Origin of the sequence: Chryseobacterium sp. OV279, assembly GCF_900128945.1 — a bacterium.
In the GTDB taxonomy this organism is placed as follows: domain Bacteria; phylum Bacteroidota; class Bacteroidia; order Flavobacteriales; family Weeksellaceae; genus Chryseobacterium.
The window spans coordinates 757130-774385 of record NZ_FQUD01000001.1; the positions used below are offsets into that span (position 1 = coordinate 757130).

The 17256-nt window shown below is 37.2% G+C and carries 15 protein-coding genes; all 15 read left to right on the forward strand.

Annotated features, from left to right (window positions below):
- Positions 1–66: 66 nt before the first annotated feature.
- Positions 67–1260: an efflux RND transporter periplasmic adaptor subunit gene (locus tag BUA72_RS03390; RefSeq protein ID WP_047449897.1), complete on the forward strand. Its 1194-nt coding sequence runs from the start codon at positions 67–69 to the stop codon at positions 1258–1260.
- 120 nt (positions 1261–1380) lie between these two features.
- Positions 1381–1944 carry a hypothetical protein gene (locus tag BUA72_RS03395; RefSeq protein WP_072921799.1) on the forward strand — a complete coding sequence of 188 codons (564 nt, stop codon included), beginning with the start codon at positions 1381–1383 and terminating at the stop codon, positions 1942–1944.
- A gap of 11 nt (positions 1945–1955) precedes the next feature.
- Positions 1956–3473, forward strand: coding sequence for a glycosyltransferase family 39 protein (locus BUA72_RS03400; RefSeq protein WP_072921800.1), 1518 nt, complete (start codon positions 1956–1958; stop codon positions 3471–3473).
- A gap of 78 nt (positions 3474–3551) precedes the next feature.
- On the forward strand, positions 3552–4301 hold the full coding sequence (gene bla / locus BUA72_RS03405; RefSeq protein ID WP_047449892.1) for a subclass B1 metallo-beta-lactamase: 750 nt from the start codon (positions 3552–3554) through the stop codon (positions 4299–4301).
- Between the two features lie 385 nt (positions 4302–4686).
- Complete coding sequence (locus BUA72_RS03410; RefSeq protein ID WP_072922479.1) at positions 4687–5586, forward strand: NAD(P)/FAD-dependent oxidoreductase; 900 nt, start codon at positions 4687–4689, stop codon at positions 5584–5586.
- A gap of 376 nt (positions 5587–5962) precedes the next feature.
- Complete coding sequence (locus BUA72_RS03420) at positions 5963–6289, forward strand: ArsR/SmtB family transcription factor (RefSeq protein WP_034729278.1); 327 nt, start codon at positions 5963–5965, stop codon at positions 6287–6289.
- Between the two features lie 55 nt (positions 6290–6344).
- Complete coding sequence (locus BUA72_RS03425; protein WP_072921802.1) at positions 6345–6818, forward strand: DUF6428 family protein; 474 nt, start codon at positions 6345–6347, stop codon at positions 6816–6818.
- A 23-nt stretch (positions 6819–6841) separates the two neighbouring features.
- Positions 6842–7459, forward strand: a complete 618-nt coding sequence (locus tag BUA72_RS03430) for an arsenate-mycothiol transferase ArsC (RefSeq protein WP_072921803.1) — start codon at positions 6842–6844, stop codon at positions 7457–7459.
- Entirely contained in the window at positions 7456–8490 is a 1035-nt protein-coding gene (gene arsB, locus BUA72_RS03435; protein ID WP_072921804.1) for an ACR3 family arsenite efflux transporter, read from the forward strand. Before BUA72_RS03430 ends, arsB begins: the two co-directional genes overlap by 4 nt.
- Before the next feature lie 132 nt (positions 8491–8622).
- Positions 8623–9888 (forward strand): serine hydroxymethyltransferase, encoded by a 1266-nt coding sequence (gene glyA, locus BUA72_RS03440; RefSeq protein WP_047449877.1) that lies wholly within the window; start codon positions 8623–8625, stop codon positions 9886–9888.
- A gap of 58 nt (positions 9889–9946) precedes the next feature.
- Positions 9947–10405, forward strand: coding sequence for a regulatory protein RecX (locus tag BUA72_RS03445; RefSeq protein WP_072921805.1), 459 nt, complete (start codon positions 9947–9949; stop codon positions 10403–10405).
- A 368-nt stretch (positions 10406–10773) separates the two neighbouring features.
- Positions 10774–12702: a polysaccharide biosynthesis protein gene (locus BUA72_RS03450; RefSeq protein WP_072921806.1), complete on the forward strand. Its 1929-nt coding sequence runs from the start codon at positions 10774–10776 to the stop codon at positions 12700–12702.
- Positions 12703–12739: 37 nt separating this feature from the next.
- Positions 12740–13561 carry a polysaccharide biosynthesis/export family protein gene (locus tag BUA72_RS03455; RefSeq protein ID WP_047449868.1) on the forward strand — a complete coding sequence of 274 codons (822 nt, stop codon included), beginning with the start codon at positions 12740–12742 and terminating at the stop codon, positions 13559–13561.
- Positions 13562–13570: 9 nt separating this feature from the next.
- Positions 13571–15955 (forward strand): GumC family protein, encoded by a 2385-nt coding sequence (locus tag BUA72_RS03460; protein ID WP_072921807.1) that lies wholly within the window; start codon positions 13571–13573, stop codon positions 15953–15955.
- Entirely contained in the window at positions 15955–17250 is a 1296-nt protein-coding gene (locus tag BUA72_RS03465; protein ID WP_047449862.1) for a nucleotide sugar dehydrogenase, read from the forward strand. The genes BUA72_RS03460 and BUA72_RS03465 overlap by 1 nt, the downstream gene beginning before the upstream one ends.
- The last annotated feature ends 6 nt before the right edge of the window (positions 17251–17256 follow it).

Genomic DNA, 17256 nt, shown 5'->3' on the forward strand with positions numbered 1-17256 from the left:
AAATTCTTAAATCATTAAATATTTAAATCAGTTAAAAATCTTAATAGTAAAAAATAAACTAGATATATGAAAAAGAAATTCACTTGGAAAAAAGCCATTTATATTGTACTGGGGCTTTTATTTGCAGTGGCATTGTTCTCCGGGATCGGGTATCTCGTGAAATCAAATTCTAAAGAGAGTGAAGCTTTCCTGACCAGAAAACCATCGTACCAGAACATGGAAGATAAGGTAATGGCCACGGGAAAAATCGTTCCTAAAGAAGAAATTGAAATCAAGCCGAACATTGCGGGAATCATTGATAAAATTTTGGTGGATGAAGGAGATAAAGTGACAGCAGGACAGCTGATCGCTACCGTGAGAATCATTCCTAACATTGCTGACGTGAACAACGCTCAGCAGGAAGTAGTGAATTCCCAGCTGCAGATCAGTAACGCCAAGCTGAATGTGGATAACATGCAGAAACAGTATGCTATGCAGGAAAAACTTTTTAAGCAGGGCGTAATTTCAAAGCAGGAGTATTTAAACTCACAGCAGCAGCTGTATACCCAGCAGCAAACGCTTAGAAATGCGAACCAGCAGTTAGCGACCGCTCAAAAAAGACTATTGATTGTAAAAACCGGAGCTACTCCTGAACTTCAGGGATTGGCAACAACGCAGATCCGTTCCAAGGCATCAGGTACCGTTCTTGAGGTTCCTGTAAAAGTAGGAAGCCAGGTGATTGAGGCCAACTCTTTCAACGCAGGTACAACGATCTGTTCCATTGCAGACCTTAATTCTTTGATCTTCCAGGGAGAAATAGACGAAGCTCAGGCAGGAAAACTGAAGCAGGGAATGGATATGAAAATCGTAATCGGTGCCCTTCAGAACAAAACGTTCCCGGGAAAACTGACGATGATCGCGCCTAAAGGAAAAGACAATTTAGGAACCATCAAATTCCCGGTGGAAGGGGATGTGACGAATCCTAACAACGAATACATCAGAGCGGGATTCTCTGCCAACGGAGAAATCGTCCTTAAATCTGAGAAGAACGCATTGCTATTGGATGAATCACTGGTTCAGTACGAAAAGAAAAACGGAAAAGACACGCCTTTTGTAGAAGTAAAGCAGAAGGATGGAAAGTTCAAGAAAGTCTATGTGAAATTAGGAGCCAGCGATGGAATCAATGTACAGATCCTTTCAGGAATCACCAAAGACTCTGAAGTGAAAGTATGGAACCCTTCCGATAAAGACAAGGAAGAGCTTAAAGAAAAGAAAAAATAGTAAACAATCACTATATATTTAAACTGTAAGATCCTGGGAATTTATTCTCAGGATTTTTTTATTAATCAGGTCTGTTCATCTCTGAAATAGAATTATTAGATTTGATATTAAAATAAAGACATGTGCAGGTATGCCCGAAAAACATATAAATCCCATTACACCTGTTTTAAATGCAGAAAATCATTTAAACAGACCGATACCTATGATATACTTTCGAGAATTGAAAAAGAAAAAGTCTATCATCAACCTGATGGAACAATAAGAAATGTGGGCGATGTGTTTACAAAAGCTAAAAAAGAAGAACTGGATGCACTGACAGAAGAGATCAACGCAAGACAAATCAAATGTCCCGAATGTGGAAACCTGATGGCAGACCTTGGATGGGATTTTAAAGCACCAAAGAAAACCGCTGTTAAAGAATGGAAAATTGTAGAAGGCCTGTTTGTCATAGGAAGGTGTTTTCACAGCTGCGGATGTGATGGGATTGGTTACATTCCACAAAATCCTAAAGACTATGAAGAGTACTTAAAAAATACTTTGGAAGAGTACAAAAACAACGTCCTCAGCGGACTAAACAAAACGGACCGGGAATTTCCTGAAAAACGTGAATATATTCAATTTTGGACACGAAAAGTATCAGATGTCAAAGCAGAAATAATCCGTCAAAAATTTGAAAAAGCTTAAAATCCTCCTCCATGAAGAAAAACTACCTGATTCTCTTTTTCTTTATCATCGCAAAATTCATTCTCCAGTATTCCCTCATCAGCCCGGAATATGAACTGCACCGGGATGAATATTTACATCTTGATCAGGGCAATCACCTTGCATGGGGATATCTTTCTGTGCCGCCCGTTAATTCATGGCTGGCCTGGCTGGTAAAAATAGCCGGAGGTTTCGTCTTTTGGGTTAAATTTTTTCCTGCCCTCTTCGGAGCATTAACGATTGTTGTGGTATGGAAAATCATTGAAGAACTTCAGGGAAATTTATATGCTAAAATTCTGGCTTCAACGGGCATTCTGCTTTCGGTGCTTCTCCGGATCAATATGCTTTTTCAGCCGACTTCTCTGGAAGTCCTCTTATGGACGTTTATTTATTATACATTGATTAAATATTTCAATTCTGAAAAAGTAAAATGGCTCTACATCGCCGCTGTCATCTTCGGTATAGGTTTCCTGAATAAATACAATATTGCCTTTTCAGTGTTGGGAATGATCCCGGCTGTTCTATTGACGAAACAAAGGAAGATCTTTCTTCAGCCGCATCTTTACGGCGCGGGATTACTGGCATTGATGATCATGCTGCCCAATCTGTTGTGGCAATACAGTAAAGGTTTTCCGGTGATTCACCACATGAAAGAACTTACGGAAAGGCAGCTGGTCCATGTCGATCGGTTTGACTTTTTTAAATCCCAGATTCTGTTTTTTATAGGTTCCTTTTTGGTGATTATTGCGGGATTATATGCTTTGCTGTTTTATAAGCCGTTTGAGAAATTCAGGTCCTTCTTCTGGATGTATGTCGTGACGATTGCGCTGTTTGTATTTTTCAAAGCCAAAGATTATTATGCCGTTGGTCTTTATCCGGTTTTTATAGGATTCGGGGCTGTTTTTCTGGCTCCTGTTTTTGAAAATGGCTGGAAGAAGTTTCTTAAACCAGTCTTTATGGTAATCCCTATTTTACTGTTTTTGCCTTTATATCAGGTCGCTTTTCCCAATCAAAGTCCGGAATACATCACCAGCCATCCGGAACCCTACAAAAAAATGGGAATGCTCCGTTGGGAAGATGGGGAAGATCATCCGTTACCGCAGGATTTTGCAGATATGCAGGGTTGGAAAGAACTTGCTGAAAAAGTGGATAAAGAATATTCCCGTCTGTCAAAATCCGGAAATACAATGGTTCTCTGTGATAATTACGGACAAGCAGGAGCCATCAATTATTATTCAAAAAAAGATATAAAAGCGGTTTCCTTTAATGCCGATTATATCAATTGGTTTGATCTGAGTAAAAAGTATGTTCATCTGATTCGCGTGAAAGAATTTTCCAAAGATGAAGATGAGCTTAAAGAAACAGGCCCTTATTTTAATACCGGCAAAGCGGCCGATTTCATTGTCAATAAGTTTGCCCGGGAAAAGGGAACTACCGTCTTTAGTTTTGAAGGTGCTAAAATTGATATCAGGAAGAGAATTCAAGATGAAATTGATAAAATGAAGTGGTGATATTAACACTTAATTAACTATGGCTTATCACTTTGGAGGGAGAAATATTTTCTAATTTAGCTGTAATGAATTAAACCTATGAAATCACTGTCAAAAATTTTACTCTTATCCTCTGCACTGTTCGCTTTTAGCTGTACTTCTCAGAAAAAACAGGAGAAAGCTAAACTAATGTACAAAACTGATAATCTGTCTATCATTCAACTATCAGATGGCATTTATCAGCATATATCGTATTTAAATACAGACTCCTTTGGAAAAGTGGAATGCAACGGAATGATTGTAAAAGACGGCAATGAAACCGTAATTCTGGATACCCCAACCAATGATAAAAGTTCCGCAGAATTGATTTCATGGATCAAAAACAGCCTCCACTCAAAGGTGAATGCCGTTGTTGCGACGCATTTTCATGATGACTGTCTGGGCGGTCTGAAAGAATTTGATAAAAATAATATTCCGTCTTACGCCAATAATAAAACCATTGAGTTGGCAAAACGGACCGGGGCCAATGTTCCCGGTCACGGATTCAATGATACCATGACCCTGAACGCCGGAAAACATAAAATTATATTGAAATACTTTGGAGAAGGACACACAAAAGACAACGTTGTTGCGTATGTTCCTGATGAAAAAGCCATGTTCGGGGGCTGCCTGATCAAAGAAGTAGATGCAACGAAAGGCTATTTGGGTGACGCCAATGTTCAGGCCTGGTCTCCAACCGTTGAAAAAGTAAAAGCCCAGTATCCTGATGTTAAAATCGTAATGCCGGGACATGGAGAAATAGGAGGGCAGGAGCTTTTAGATTACACGATCAAACTGTTTAAAAATTAAAGGATTAAAATGGCTGGAAGATGGAAGAGGGATGCTGGAAGTTCTTAATAACCGTTTTATTACTTCCAGCATTTAAATGAAATGAATGAAAGAGTGAAAACTCCTATTCGGTCCTCTATAGCTTCCATCTTCCATCCTCAAGCTTCCTTTCTTTAAATAAAACTCATCCATTAATATATCAACTGACAGCTGATTTTAAATTCTTTACAGGTTTAAAATCAGCTGTTTTTCTTTATTATTTCCTCATCAATTCATCATGATAGAAAATATTAATGCAACAATATTGCTTTAATGAAATTTTGTTTTACCTTTGTCAAAGCAAAGATGCTGAGACAGGCTTATGGTAAACCTTCTCACATCAATCATTAATTATCATTCATCATTCATGAAAAGCTACGACGTTATCATCATAGGAGGAAGTTATGCCGGATTATCGGCAGGAATGTCTTTGGGAAGATCATTAAGAAATGTTCTGATCATCGACGGTGGAAAACCATGCAACAGGCAGACTCCGCATTCCCATAATTTCATTACCCACGACGGAAAAACACCAAAGGAAATCTCTGATCTTGCCCGCGAGCAGGTAGCAGCCTATGATACAGTACAGTTTCATGAAGGTTCTGTGGTCAAAGTAGGAAAAACAGATGAAGGCTTCGAAGCAGAAACGCTTACTGGTGAAAAATTTCATGCTAAAAAACTGATCCTTGCTTCAGGGGTGAAAGATCTTATGCCCAATATTCCCGGATTTTCAGAATGCTGGGGAATTTCAGTGCTGCATTGCCCGTACTGTCACGGCTATGAAGTGAGAAATGAAATAACCGGAATCCTTTCCGATGGTGATATGGCTTATGATTTTTCAAAACTCGTGTACAACCTGACGAAAGATCTCTTCTTATTTACAAACGGGCCATCAGTGCTTTCCAAAGAGCAGAAACATAAGCTGGCAGAGAATAACATCACGCTGGTAGAAGATGAAGTAGAGAACATTGAACATGAAAACGGGAATATCAGAAAAATTATTTTCAAAACCGGAAAAGAAATTTCGCTGAAGGTTTTATACGCCAAAATACCTTTTGAGCAGAATATCAATGCTTCAGGAGATCTTGGCTGTGAGCTTACAGAGCAGGGTTTCATCAAAGTTGATATGATGCAGAAGACCAACATTCCGGGTGTCTTTGCATGCGGAGACAATGTAACGATGATGAGATCTGTAGCCAATGCAATTGCGCAGGGAAATTTCACCGGAGCAGTAGTGAATAAAGAACTTACAGAAGAATTATTTTAAATTTATCCAGTTGGGAAGAGAGGTTGGAAGTTTTGTTTAGAAAGGCATGTTTTTTAGAGTACTGTAATTTCCTTCTTCCATCCTCCAGCTTCCTTTCTCATTATCTTATTCGGAATTTCATATTCATATATATAAATTGGTGTGATCCCTGTAGAAGTTTTCTGCGGGGATTTTGTTTTGCCTGAACTGGGTTCAGTTTGGAAGCTGGAAGAGGGAGGCTGGAAGTTACTATTAGAAATCATTTTCAACAGTTACCTTAAAATTTGATGAAAACAAGCTTTGTCTTCGAGCTTCAAACTTCCTGACGTAATAAAAATTACTAAAATATTTTGCTGTAAAAATTTATTATCGTAATATTGCGATATAATTAAATCATATGGGAGCTACAAAAACAGATTTCTTTACGGATGAGCAAAACAAAATAGCGGTCATTGCAAAAGCTTTGGGACATCCGGCAAGAATTGCTATCATTGAATATCTTCTTAAAGTTAATGAATGTATCTGCGGAGATATCGTGAATGAACTTCCTCTTGCACAGCCTACCGTTTCACAACACCTTAAAGAATTAAAAAATGCAGGGCTGATCAAAGGAAATATTGAAGGGAATTCCGTATGCTATTGTATCGATGAAAAAGCTTTTGAAATTTTAAATGCTTTCTTTTCCAATATCATTTCCACCGTGAAAAAGCAGAACTGCTGCTAAAATTTTTTTGACTTTCATTATCGTAATATTGCATTATAACAATAAAAATAAATCTATGAAATTATCAGACATTAAAAACATTTTACCGGCATTGGAGAATGTAGAATTCCAGCTGGAAAACGGGAAATTGGTTCCGCAACACTTCCATGTGACGGAAGTAGGGATGGTGACCAAAAACTTCATTGACTGTGGAGGGACCATCAGAAAAGAAGAAAGAGTGAATTTCCAGCTTTGGGACGCAGATGATTACGAACACCGTCTGAAACCCGGAAAACTGCTCCATATCATCAATCTTTCAGAGGAAAGGCTAGGGATCGGAGATTTTGAGATTGAAGTGGAATATCAGGACCAGACGATTGGAAAATATGATCTGGAATTTAATGGTAAAAACTTTGTGCTGAAAAATAAAGTAACGGCCTGCCTGGCTAACGAAGCATGTGGTATTCCTCAGGAAAAACAAAAAATCAGTCTGAGTGAGTTGAAAACTGATCAGAACTCCTGCTGCACACCGGATTCAGGTTGCTGCTAATATTAATTGTAATGCCAGTTGAAATGTATCCTAAATTACTAAAACATATAGAAGAAATTCTTGCTCAGAAGATAAGTGAAGAAAGAAAGGTGGTATTGCAGCCCTTAATTGATTTTATAGAAAGTAAAAAAAGAAACCGGGAAGCAATAGATATTCATTTTATCTGTACCCACAATTCCCGTCGAAGCCATCTTGCACAGATCTGGGCACAGGCTGCCTCTGCTTATTTTAAAATTCATGACGTGCACTGCTATTCCGGAGGAACGGAAACCACAGCTTTATTTCCTAAGATTGCTGAAACATTAATGGAAGCCGGTTTTCATATCTGGAAATTAAGGGAAGGTGAAAATCCCGTGTATGCCGTAAAATATGCTGAAAATGCTTTGCCACTCATTGGATTTTCTAAAAAGTATGATGATATTTTTAATCCGGACAGCGGTTTTGCAGCAGTGATGACCTGCTCTCAGGCAGATGGAGGCTGTCCTTTTATTGCAGGAGCAGAAAAACGGATTCCCATTACATTTGAAGATCCGAAAATTTCAGATGGACTACCCACACAAACCGAGACGTACAAGGAAAGAAGTAGGCAGATCGGGGCTGAAATGTTTTATGTTTTTTCAAAAATAAATCAACAAGGATGAAGGCCCAATTAAAGCTTCTCGACAGATATCTGACCCTTTGGATCTTCCTGGCCATGTTGGCCGGTGTTGGCTTGGGATATTTTTTTCCAGGTATTTCTGTACTCACCCATTCACTTTCTTCAGGTACAACGAATATACCTTTAGCGGCCGGACTGATCTTGATGATGTATCCGCCATTGGCGAAAGTGGACTATGCCTTACTGCCGAAAGTGTTCAGAGACAAAAAGGTAATCACCGTTTCGTTAGTGTTGAATTGGGTCGTAGGACCTGTGCTCATGTTTGCGTTGGCTGTTATTTTCCTTAAAAATGAGCCGGATTTTATGATAGGACTGATCCTTATTGGTCTGGCAAGATGTATTGCTATGGTCATCGTCTGGAATGACCTGGCGCAGGGAAACCGGGAATATGCGGCTTTGCTGATTGCGTTAAACAGTATTTTTCAGATCGTATCCTACAGTTTTTTGGTATGGCTGTTTATCAATGTGCTTCCACAGAAATTAGGACTCGGGAATTTTAATATTTCAGTACCCATTGGAGATGTTACGGAAAGTGTTTTAATTTATCTGGGAATTCCCTTTTTAGCAGGTTTTTTAAGCCGCTACTTTCTCACAAAATGGAAAGGAAAAGAATGGTACAGCCGGAAATTTATTCCCATGATATCACCTGTCACTTTATATGCTTTGTTATTCACGATTGTCTTAATGTTTAGCCTGAAAGGAGATAAAATACTGGAACTTCCTATGGATGTGGTGAAAGTTGCCATTCCACTGATCATTTATTTTGTTCTGATGTTTTTCATTAGCTTTTCAGTCAACATACTGATCAAAGTTCCTTACGATAAAAACGCAGCCATTGCTTTTACAGCCACAGGAAATAATTTTGAATTGGCTATCGCGGTAAGTATTGCCGTTTTTGGAATTCATTCATCTCAGGCATTTGTAGGAGTGATTGGTCCTTTGGTAGAAGTTCCCGTTTTGATTGTATTGGTTAAGGCGAGTTTATACCTGAAAAAGAGATACCGGCTGAAGTAAAAGGAATTACGAATAATAGCAGATTCAAACTTAAAACCCAAAATTTTGGTCTAAAATCATGCTTTCTCATACAGAAATCTTAAAGTAAATTCCGTACATTTGGGGTGAAAAATTTCAAAAACTAAAAGTAAAATGGACATTATTTTCGACCTGATTGAAAAAGAAAGACAAAGACAAGCCCATGGATTAGAGCTTATTGCGTCAGAAAACTTTGTTTCTGAGAACGTGATGAAAGCAATGGGAAGTGTACTGACCAACAAATATGCTGAAGGATATCCCGGAAAAAGATATTACGGAGGTTGTGAAGTAGTAGATGAGGTTGAAACATTAGCCATCAACAGAGCAAAGGAACTTTTCGGTGTAGACTACGTGAACGTACAGCCGCATTCCGGATCTCAGGCTAATGCTGCCGTTTATCTTGCAGTTTTGAAAGCAGGAGATAAGATCATGGGAATGGACCTTTCAATGGGAGGACACCTTACTCACGGTTCAGGAGTGAATTTCTCCGGAATTCAGTATCAGGTAGTTTCTTACGGGGTTCAGAAAGAAACCGGACTTATCGATTACGATCAGATGAGAGAAGTGGCTTTGAGAGAAAGACCAAAAATGCTGATTGCTGGGTTCTCTGCCTATTCAAGAGATTTGGATTATGCTAAATTCAGAGAGGTTGCAGACGAGATCGGAGCAACACTTTGGGCAGATATTGCTCACCCGGCTGGTTTAGTGGCTAAAGGATTGTTAAACTCTCCATTTGAGCACTGTCATGTAGTGACAACTACGACTCACAAGACTTTAAGAGGTCCAAGAGGAGGAATGATCATGATGGGCAAAGACTTCGAAAATACTTACGGTCACAAGACACCAAAAGGAGAAACGAAGATGATGAGCCAGGTATTGGACGGAGCTGTATTCCCTGGAATTCAAGGTGGTCCGCTAGAGCACGTTATTGCCGGTAAAGCAGTTGCTTTCGCTGAAGCTATCGACGGTCAATTCGAAACATATGCTAAGCAGGTTAAAGCCAATGCACAGGCATTATCAAAAGCGATGATCGACAGAGGTTTCGATATTGTAAGCGGAGGGACAGACAATCACTTAATGCTGGTAGATCTTAGAAATAAGAACGTCAACGGAAAAGAAACAGAAAAAGCATTGGTGCTTGCAGATATTACATGTAACAAAAACATGGTTCCTTTTGATGATAAATCGCCGTTCACTACTTCCGGTATCAGACTGGGAACTGCAGCGATCACAACAAGAGGCCTTAAAGAAAATGATATGGATACCATTGCAGGACTTATTTCTGACGTTGTGGACAATATCAAGAACGAAGAGGTAATCGGTTCTGTAAGAAAGAAAGTAAATGAACTGATGGAAGGCAGAGCGCTGTTCAACTATTAATTTAATGTAACATTATAATAAAGAATGGGCAGCTTGTCCATTCTTTTTCATATCTATTATGGAGAAAAAATCTTTCACTTTTGATGAAATAAAACTGAAACTGGTGAACTATTGCGTTTATCAGGACCGTTGTCATGCAGAAGTTGAACAGAAAATGCGGGAATTCCTGTTAATTGAGGAAGCCAAAGATGAGATCATCCTGTACCTTTTGAAAGAAAACTACCTGAATGAGGAAAGATTTACACGAAGTTATATCAGGGGTAAATTTTACATCAAGCACTGGGGCAGGAATAAGATTAAAATGCATCTGAAGCAGAAACAGATCTCTGAAAAGCTTATCAACAGCTGTTTTGATGAAATACACGAGGATGATTACGAAAAAATAATCAGAAAGATATTTGAAGATTACTCCTCAAAACAAAAAGGTTTACAGGAATATCAGAAAAAATCTAAAACGATCAAATATTTAATGAGCAGGGGTTTTGAATATGAGAAAATAGCTGAAACTTTAGACTAGAATTTTTTAATTTCAATCTCTAGGGAATTAATTATTCATTAACGTTTCATGTATAAATCATTAATTGAAGCTTTTTTTTCGTTTTTTTTTATCAAAAACGACTAAAGGGGCCAGATTAGTTGCTGATTTTAATTTTTTAAGATTTTCTTTATGGTATGATTTTTGTCAATGGTTTTTGTCTAGTAGAATAGAATTGCTAGTTTCGCGAATGAATAGGCATGCAGAAAAAGAATAAGTCAAATTATTTTGAATTTTAAATAGACAGATCGAATTTTATTTTATTTTTGCATGATTGTATCAGGATTATCTTTAATTTGGATAATCAGATCTTATACCTTATTATAAAAATATGAACACAAATACAGACAATGTACAGCTCTCTTAGGAAAAAAATATTTGGAGGGGATAATGTTGTCAATCTCTCAGACGTAAGATATCTTCCCAGATGGATAATACTTGTAATAGATATTATTATTCTGGTGATGTCGCTATTTATTTCAACGTATACGATTGAAAAGATTACTCAGAAAGAGTTTATTTATCATGAACAAAAAAGCATTGTATTTGCTTTTATCATTTTGATAAATACTCTATTTATGTATTTTTTCAAAACTTATGCAGGGATCATTAGACACTCTACGTTTATTGATCTTTTCAAACTGCTTATTTCATGTTTTTGTACAATGACCATAGTAGGAATAGTGAACCTTTCTTATTTTTGGATAACGGGAGGTAAATTTATACTTACGCCATTCCTGGTGCTGTATTTTATTATTTCTTTTATGGGATTGTTTCTCTTCAGATTATATGTGAAAGAATTTTTTCACGTGGTCAGAGAGTACAGAAGAAGTTCTCTGAAAAAGAGAATTTTGGTATTGGGGATAGATGAACAGTCTATTGCTATAGCCCGGGCTATTTTGGATAACCCAAGCTTACCTTATCAGGTAGTTGGTTTTCTTACCCAGCGAACAGATTCTAAAAGAGCATCTTTATTAGGAAAACCTATCTACGAAAAAAGTAGGATAGAAGAAGCTACAAAGGAGGATCTTATCATAGACGGAGTCATTATTGTGAAAGAAATGATGTCTAAAGATGAAATGAACTCCTGGGTGAATTTATTTTTAGAAAAAGACTTAAATATATTCAAAGCTCCATCTGTACAAAAATTGAGAGACAGTGATTTGGGAGTGGCGATCAGAAATTTACAGATCGAAGATCTTCTGAATAGAAAGCCAATAAAAATAGAAAGTGAAGAGGTTAAAAGCCGACACTTCAATAAAAATATACTGGTAACAGGTGGTGCCGGTTCTATCGGTAGTGAAATTGTTAGACAGGTCGCACAGTTTAATCCTGCACTGATTGTTGTTTTAGATCAGGCAGAGACCCCTTTATATGATATTGAGCTAGAAATGAAGGATAAATTTCCTCATATCAGATTTAAATTTGTTTTGGCAGATGTTTCCAGTATACACAGAGTAGAGTCGCTGTTTCAGACCTACAATTTTGCAATGGTTTATCATGCTGCTGCCTATAAGCATGTTCCTTTGGTTGAAGAAAATCCTAATGAGGCCATTCGTGTCAATGTTTTAGGATCTAAGAATATTTCTGTTTTATCAAGCCGTTATAAAGTAAACAGGTTTGTAATGATATCTACAGATAAGGCCGTAAATCCTACCAATGTAATGGGAGCTTCTAAAAGAGCTGCTGAATTATTCGTTCAGTCTTTACAGGATGTTGAAGGAAATACCACCAAGTTTATTACCACAAGATTTGGTAATGTTTTGGGATCAAACGGATCAGTTATTCCTCACTTCAAAAAACAGATTGAGGCCGGAGGACCGGTGACGATTACCCATCCGGATATTGTAAGATATTTTATGACTATTCCTGAAGCCTGTGAGCTTGTTCTTCACGCAGGAACAATGGGGCAGGGAGGAGAGATCTTTGTCTTCGATATGGGAGAACCTGTAAAGATCCTGGATCTTGCACGCAGAATGATTAAATTATCAGGTTTTGAACCCAATATAGATATAAAAATCATCTACACAGGTTTAAGACCTGGCGAAAAGCTGTATGAAGAGCTGTTAAGCGATAACGCCAAAACACTTCCTACCCATAATGAAAAGATCATGATTTCTAAAGATCCGGCGATGTTTTTTTCGGAAATAGAAAGCCTGATTAATTTGATCACAGATGCGTCGGTATTAAAGGATAAAGTGGAGGTGGTAAAGATTTTGAAAACAATTGTTCCTGAATTTAAGAGCAATAATTCAGTCTATGAAGTATTAGATAAATAGAAAAATATAAATGTATATTTGTACAATTTAAAATATAATGAAAGGTAAAGTATTAGCTATATTATCGGTGTTTTTGTTGGTTTCTTGTAGAACCAATCCGAATGCTCATAATGATTTAAATTATATGCAGAATATCGAAAAAGTAGCTATCGAAGCATCTGCTAGAAATTCCATTAATACAATACAGGCAGGAGATCAGCTTGTTATTCTTATCACAGCAAAAGATATGGATGTGGTAAGAGTATTTAACCAAAATTATTCTTCATCAGAACTTGTTCAGACAAATGCAACTGCAGGAGGGAATACACCAAATCAGGGGTTAATAACCATTACAGGGCCTACCTATATAGTAGATACTGATGGAGATATAGATTTCCCGATATTAGGTAAGCTGAATACAAAAGGAAAAACACTGGTAGAGTTCAAGGATGAACTTAGGAATAAGATGACGAAATATGTCATTAATCCTACTGTAAATCTAAGGCTTGCTAATTTTAAAGTAACGGTATTGGGAGAGGTCAACAGACAAGGAGACTATACTATAGCAAACGGACAGGCTACCATTCTGAATGTATTGGGTATGGCTGGTGATCTTACTGCGTACGGAAAAAGAGAAGACGTTTTGGTGATCAGAAGTGAGAATGGGGTAATTACCCATGGACGTATCAATCTTCAGGATGCCAATCAATTTAACTCACCTTATTTCAACCTTAAGCAAGGGGATGCCATTATTGTATCTTCCAATAATACAAAAGACGTTTTAGCAAAACAAAATCCAAATACAGGACTTATCTTGACAGCTGTTTCTATCGGTGTTACAGCCATTGCTGTTGTTGTAAGTTTATTTAATAAGAAATAAAAAAAATTGATGGATAACCAGCAATCTTCGCAACTTTCAGAAGCAAATAATACAAGTGTTAATCTCAATGAAGTACTAAAACCATATCTGAAAAAATGGCCTTGGTTTGTTGCTAGTGCTTTTATAGCTCTTATGATAGGCTATATTTCATTGAAATTTATGGTACCTATATATGATGTACAGACTACCGTTCTTATCAAAGATTCTAAAGGTTCTTCTGCTGGATTCAGCAGTGAAATGGGAGCTCTTCCGGATTTTTCCGGTTTTGGAGGGCTTAAAACCAACAGTGTTGCCAATGAGATCGAGATTTTAAAATCAAAAAAGTTAATGAGAGAAGTCGTCATTAACCAGAATCTTCAGACCAATATTGTTGCAAAAGGCCGCTTTTCAAGCGTTGAATTGTATAAAGAAACATCTCCGGTAGAAGTTCGAATCATTAATGAGAAGCCTAAGAGTGCTTTAAGAGGTCCACTGAACCTGAAAATTGAAGGGACTAAACTTACTATAAGTTCAGATAAATTAAAAAAGGAAATTGTAACTACCTATGGGAAAACAATTAGCCTTCCTTTTGCCAATATAATCATTATTAAAAATAATAAGTATAATCCGATAAAAGGCCTGAATACCGAAAATCTGGAACTGAATATTGCACCGCTTGATGCGAAAGTGAACAGCCTGCAGGGGCCACTTAATGTAGCATTGGTCAACAAAGATGCAACAGTTCTTAAACTGGGACTAAGATATCCTGAGGTATCAAAGGCACAGGATATTCTTAATAATTTGATTGTAGCATACAACGTTGATGCTATTTCTGATAAAAATTCTGAATCGAAAAAAACTTTGGACTTCATCGAGGATAGAATTAAAAAACTTACGGTAGAACTTGGACAGGTTGAAGACCAGAAAGAAAATTTTAAGTCAAAAAATAATCTTACAGATCTTGAAACCGAAGCGAAAATAAATTTGGAAAGTTCTGCATCTGCAAGAGCAAAACAACTTGATTTAGATGCTCAGCTGGAACTTACTGATGCATTGATCAGTTTTGTTTCAAAGCAAGGTCAGTACCAGGTACTTCCTTCTAATGTAGGACTAAGTAATCCTGATGCTATCTCAGGAATTTCCACCTATAACCAGTTAATCCTTCAGAGAAACAGACTTTTAGAGTCTGCTACTGTGGAAAACCCGACTGTGGTAGACGTTACCAAACAGATTAACTCTATGCGTACTTCAATCACGCAAAGCTTACAGAGAAACAGAGTAGGTCTCGAATTGGCAAGAAATGAATATTTAGGAGAGCAGAACAAAGTTTCCGGAAAGATTTCCAAACTTCCATCTATTGAAAAAATGTTCAGAGGAATTGAAAGACAGCAGCAGATTAAAGAAAATCTATACCTTCTTCTTCTTCAGAAGAGAGAGGAAACAGCTATTGCCCAGTCTATCAATGCTCCAAAAGCAAAGGTAGTGGATGCGGCTTATGCGGCACCATTCCCGGTTTCTCCTAAAAGAAATGTTATTCTTATTATTTCATTGATGCTGGGTCTGTTGGTCCCTTTCGTTATTATTTATCTTTCACAGTTATTTAACAATAAAGTGGTTACCAAGCATGATCTTGAGAAATTAGTACATGCTCCTGTCATAGCAGAACTGCCTAGCCTTGAAAAAGGAGATTCTGATATTGTTCAGATGAATGATATCACGCCAATGGCTGAAGCCTTTAGAATTCTTATTACCAATATGAATTTTATGCTTCCTAAAAATAAAAACAAAGGAAATATTGTATTTGTAACATCTACGGTAAAAGGTGAAGGGAAAACTTTTGCTTCGGTTAATTTAGCTTTAACGCTTGCTAATCCTAAGAAAAAAGCCATTATTATTGGATCAGATATTAGAAACCCTCAACTTCAAAGATACAATCCTGCAAGAAAAGGATTGATAGGTCTTACAGAATATCTTTATTCTGATGAAACAAAAATTGAAGATATTATTCACGTTTCATCTTTCAATCCTCACCTGGATGTTATCTATTCCGGGATGATTCCTCCTAATCCTACAGAACTAATGTCTAACGGGCGTTATGAAATCCTTCTTGAGGAACTTAGAGGAAGATATGATTATGTTATTTTAGATACGGCTCCATTACTTCTGGTAACAGATACCTTCCTGATTGCAGAGCTTGCAGACGTTACCATATATGTATCAAGATCTAAGTATACGGAGAAAGCTCTTCTTGAATTTGCCAATAATAATATTGATACCAATAAGATCAAAAACGTTGGATTTGTCCTTAATGATGTAAGCAGTGAAAACTTAGGATACAACAACAAATATGGTTATGGATACAATAATCACAAAGAACAGACTTGGTTTGAAAAAATTAAAAATAAACTTAGCTAATGATGAAAACATACAAAATAGCTGTTATTGGTCAAGGTTATGTAGGCCTTCCATTATCTCTTGAATTCGCCGGGCACTATCCCGTATTAGGATTTGATATCAATACACAGCGTGTAGATCAGCTTAATGACGGTGAAGATATCACACTGGAGGCAGATCTTGATAAGCTTAATGATGGGCTGAAAAAATTCAAAGAATCAAATGGGAGTTTAGGATATAAAGCAACGAGCATATTGTCTGAAATTGCGGATGCCAATATTTTTATTGTAACAGTTCCTACACCTATTGACAGATACAATGCTCCGGATTTAAACCCTCTTATCTCTGCATCTAAAATGCTTGGAGAAATCATTAAGAAAGATGACATTGTTATTTATGAATCTACAGTTTTCCCTGGCTGTACAGAAGAAGAATGTGTACCGGTTCTGGAAAAACATTCCGGACTTAAGTTCAATGAAGACTTCTTTGTAGGCTATTCTCCGGAAAGGATTAATCCGGGGGATAAAGTAAACACGTTGACCAGCGTGAAGAAAGTAACTTCAGGATCTACCGAAGAAATTGCTGAAGAAGTAGATCAACTATATAAAAAAATTATTACTGCAGGAACGCATAAAGCATCCAGCCTTAAAGTGGCAGAAGCTTCTAAAGCAATTGAAAATGCACAACGTGACGTGAACATCTCTTTTGTAAACGAATTAGCTTTAATTTTCGACCGAATCGGGATTGATACCAATGACGTGCTGGAAGCTGCAGGAACAAAATATAACTTCCTTAAATATAAACCAGGATTAGTAGGTGGACACTGTATTTCAGTAGATCCATACTATCTGGCACATAAGGCAGAACAGCTAGGATATCATCCTGATGTTATTTTATCAGGAAGACGTGTGAATGACTCTATTGCAAAATTTGTAGCTTCAAAAGTGGTAAAACTTCTTATTGCCAAAGGAGGAGTAATTAAAGATTCAAATGCACTTATTTTAGGCGTTACCTTTAAAGAAAACTGTCCCGATGTAAGAAATACAAAGGTGGTAGATATCTATAAAGAACTTAAAGATTACGGTGTAAACGTAGATATTTATGATCCTTGGGCAAGTAAAGAAGAAGTAAAACATGAATACGGAATTGATATTCTGGATGCTCTTCAGGAAGGCAAAAAATATGACTCACTCGTCATTGCCGTTTCTCACAACGAATTCCTTGAAATGGATCTTAATACTTTGAAGAAAGAAAATGCAGTGGTTTTTGATACCAAAGCATGTTTAGACAGAAATTTGGTAGACGCAAGATTATAATCAGAT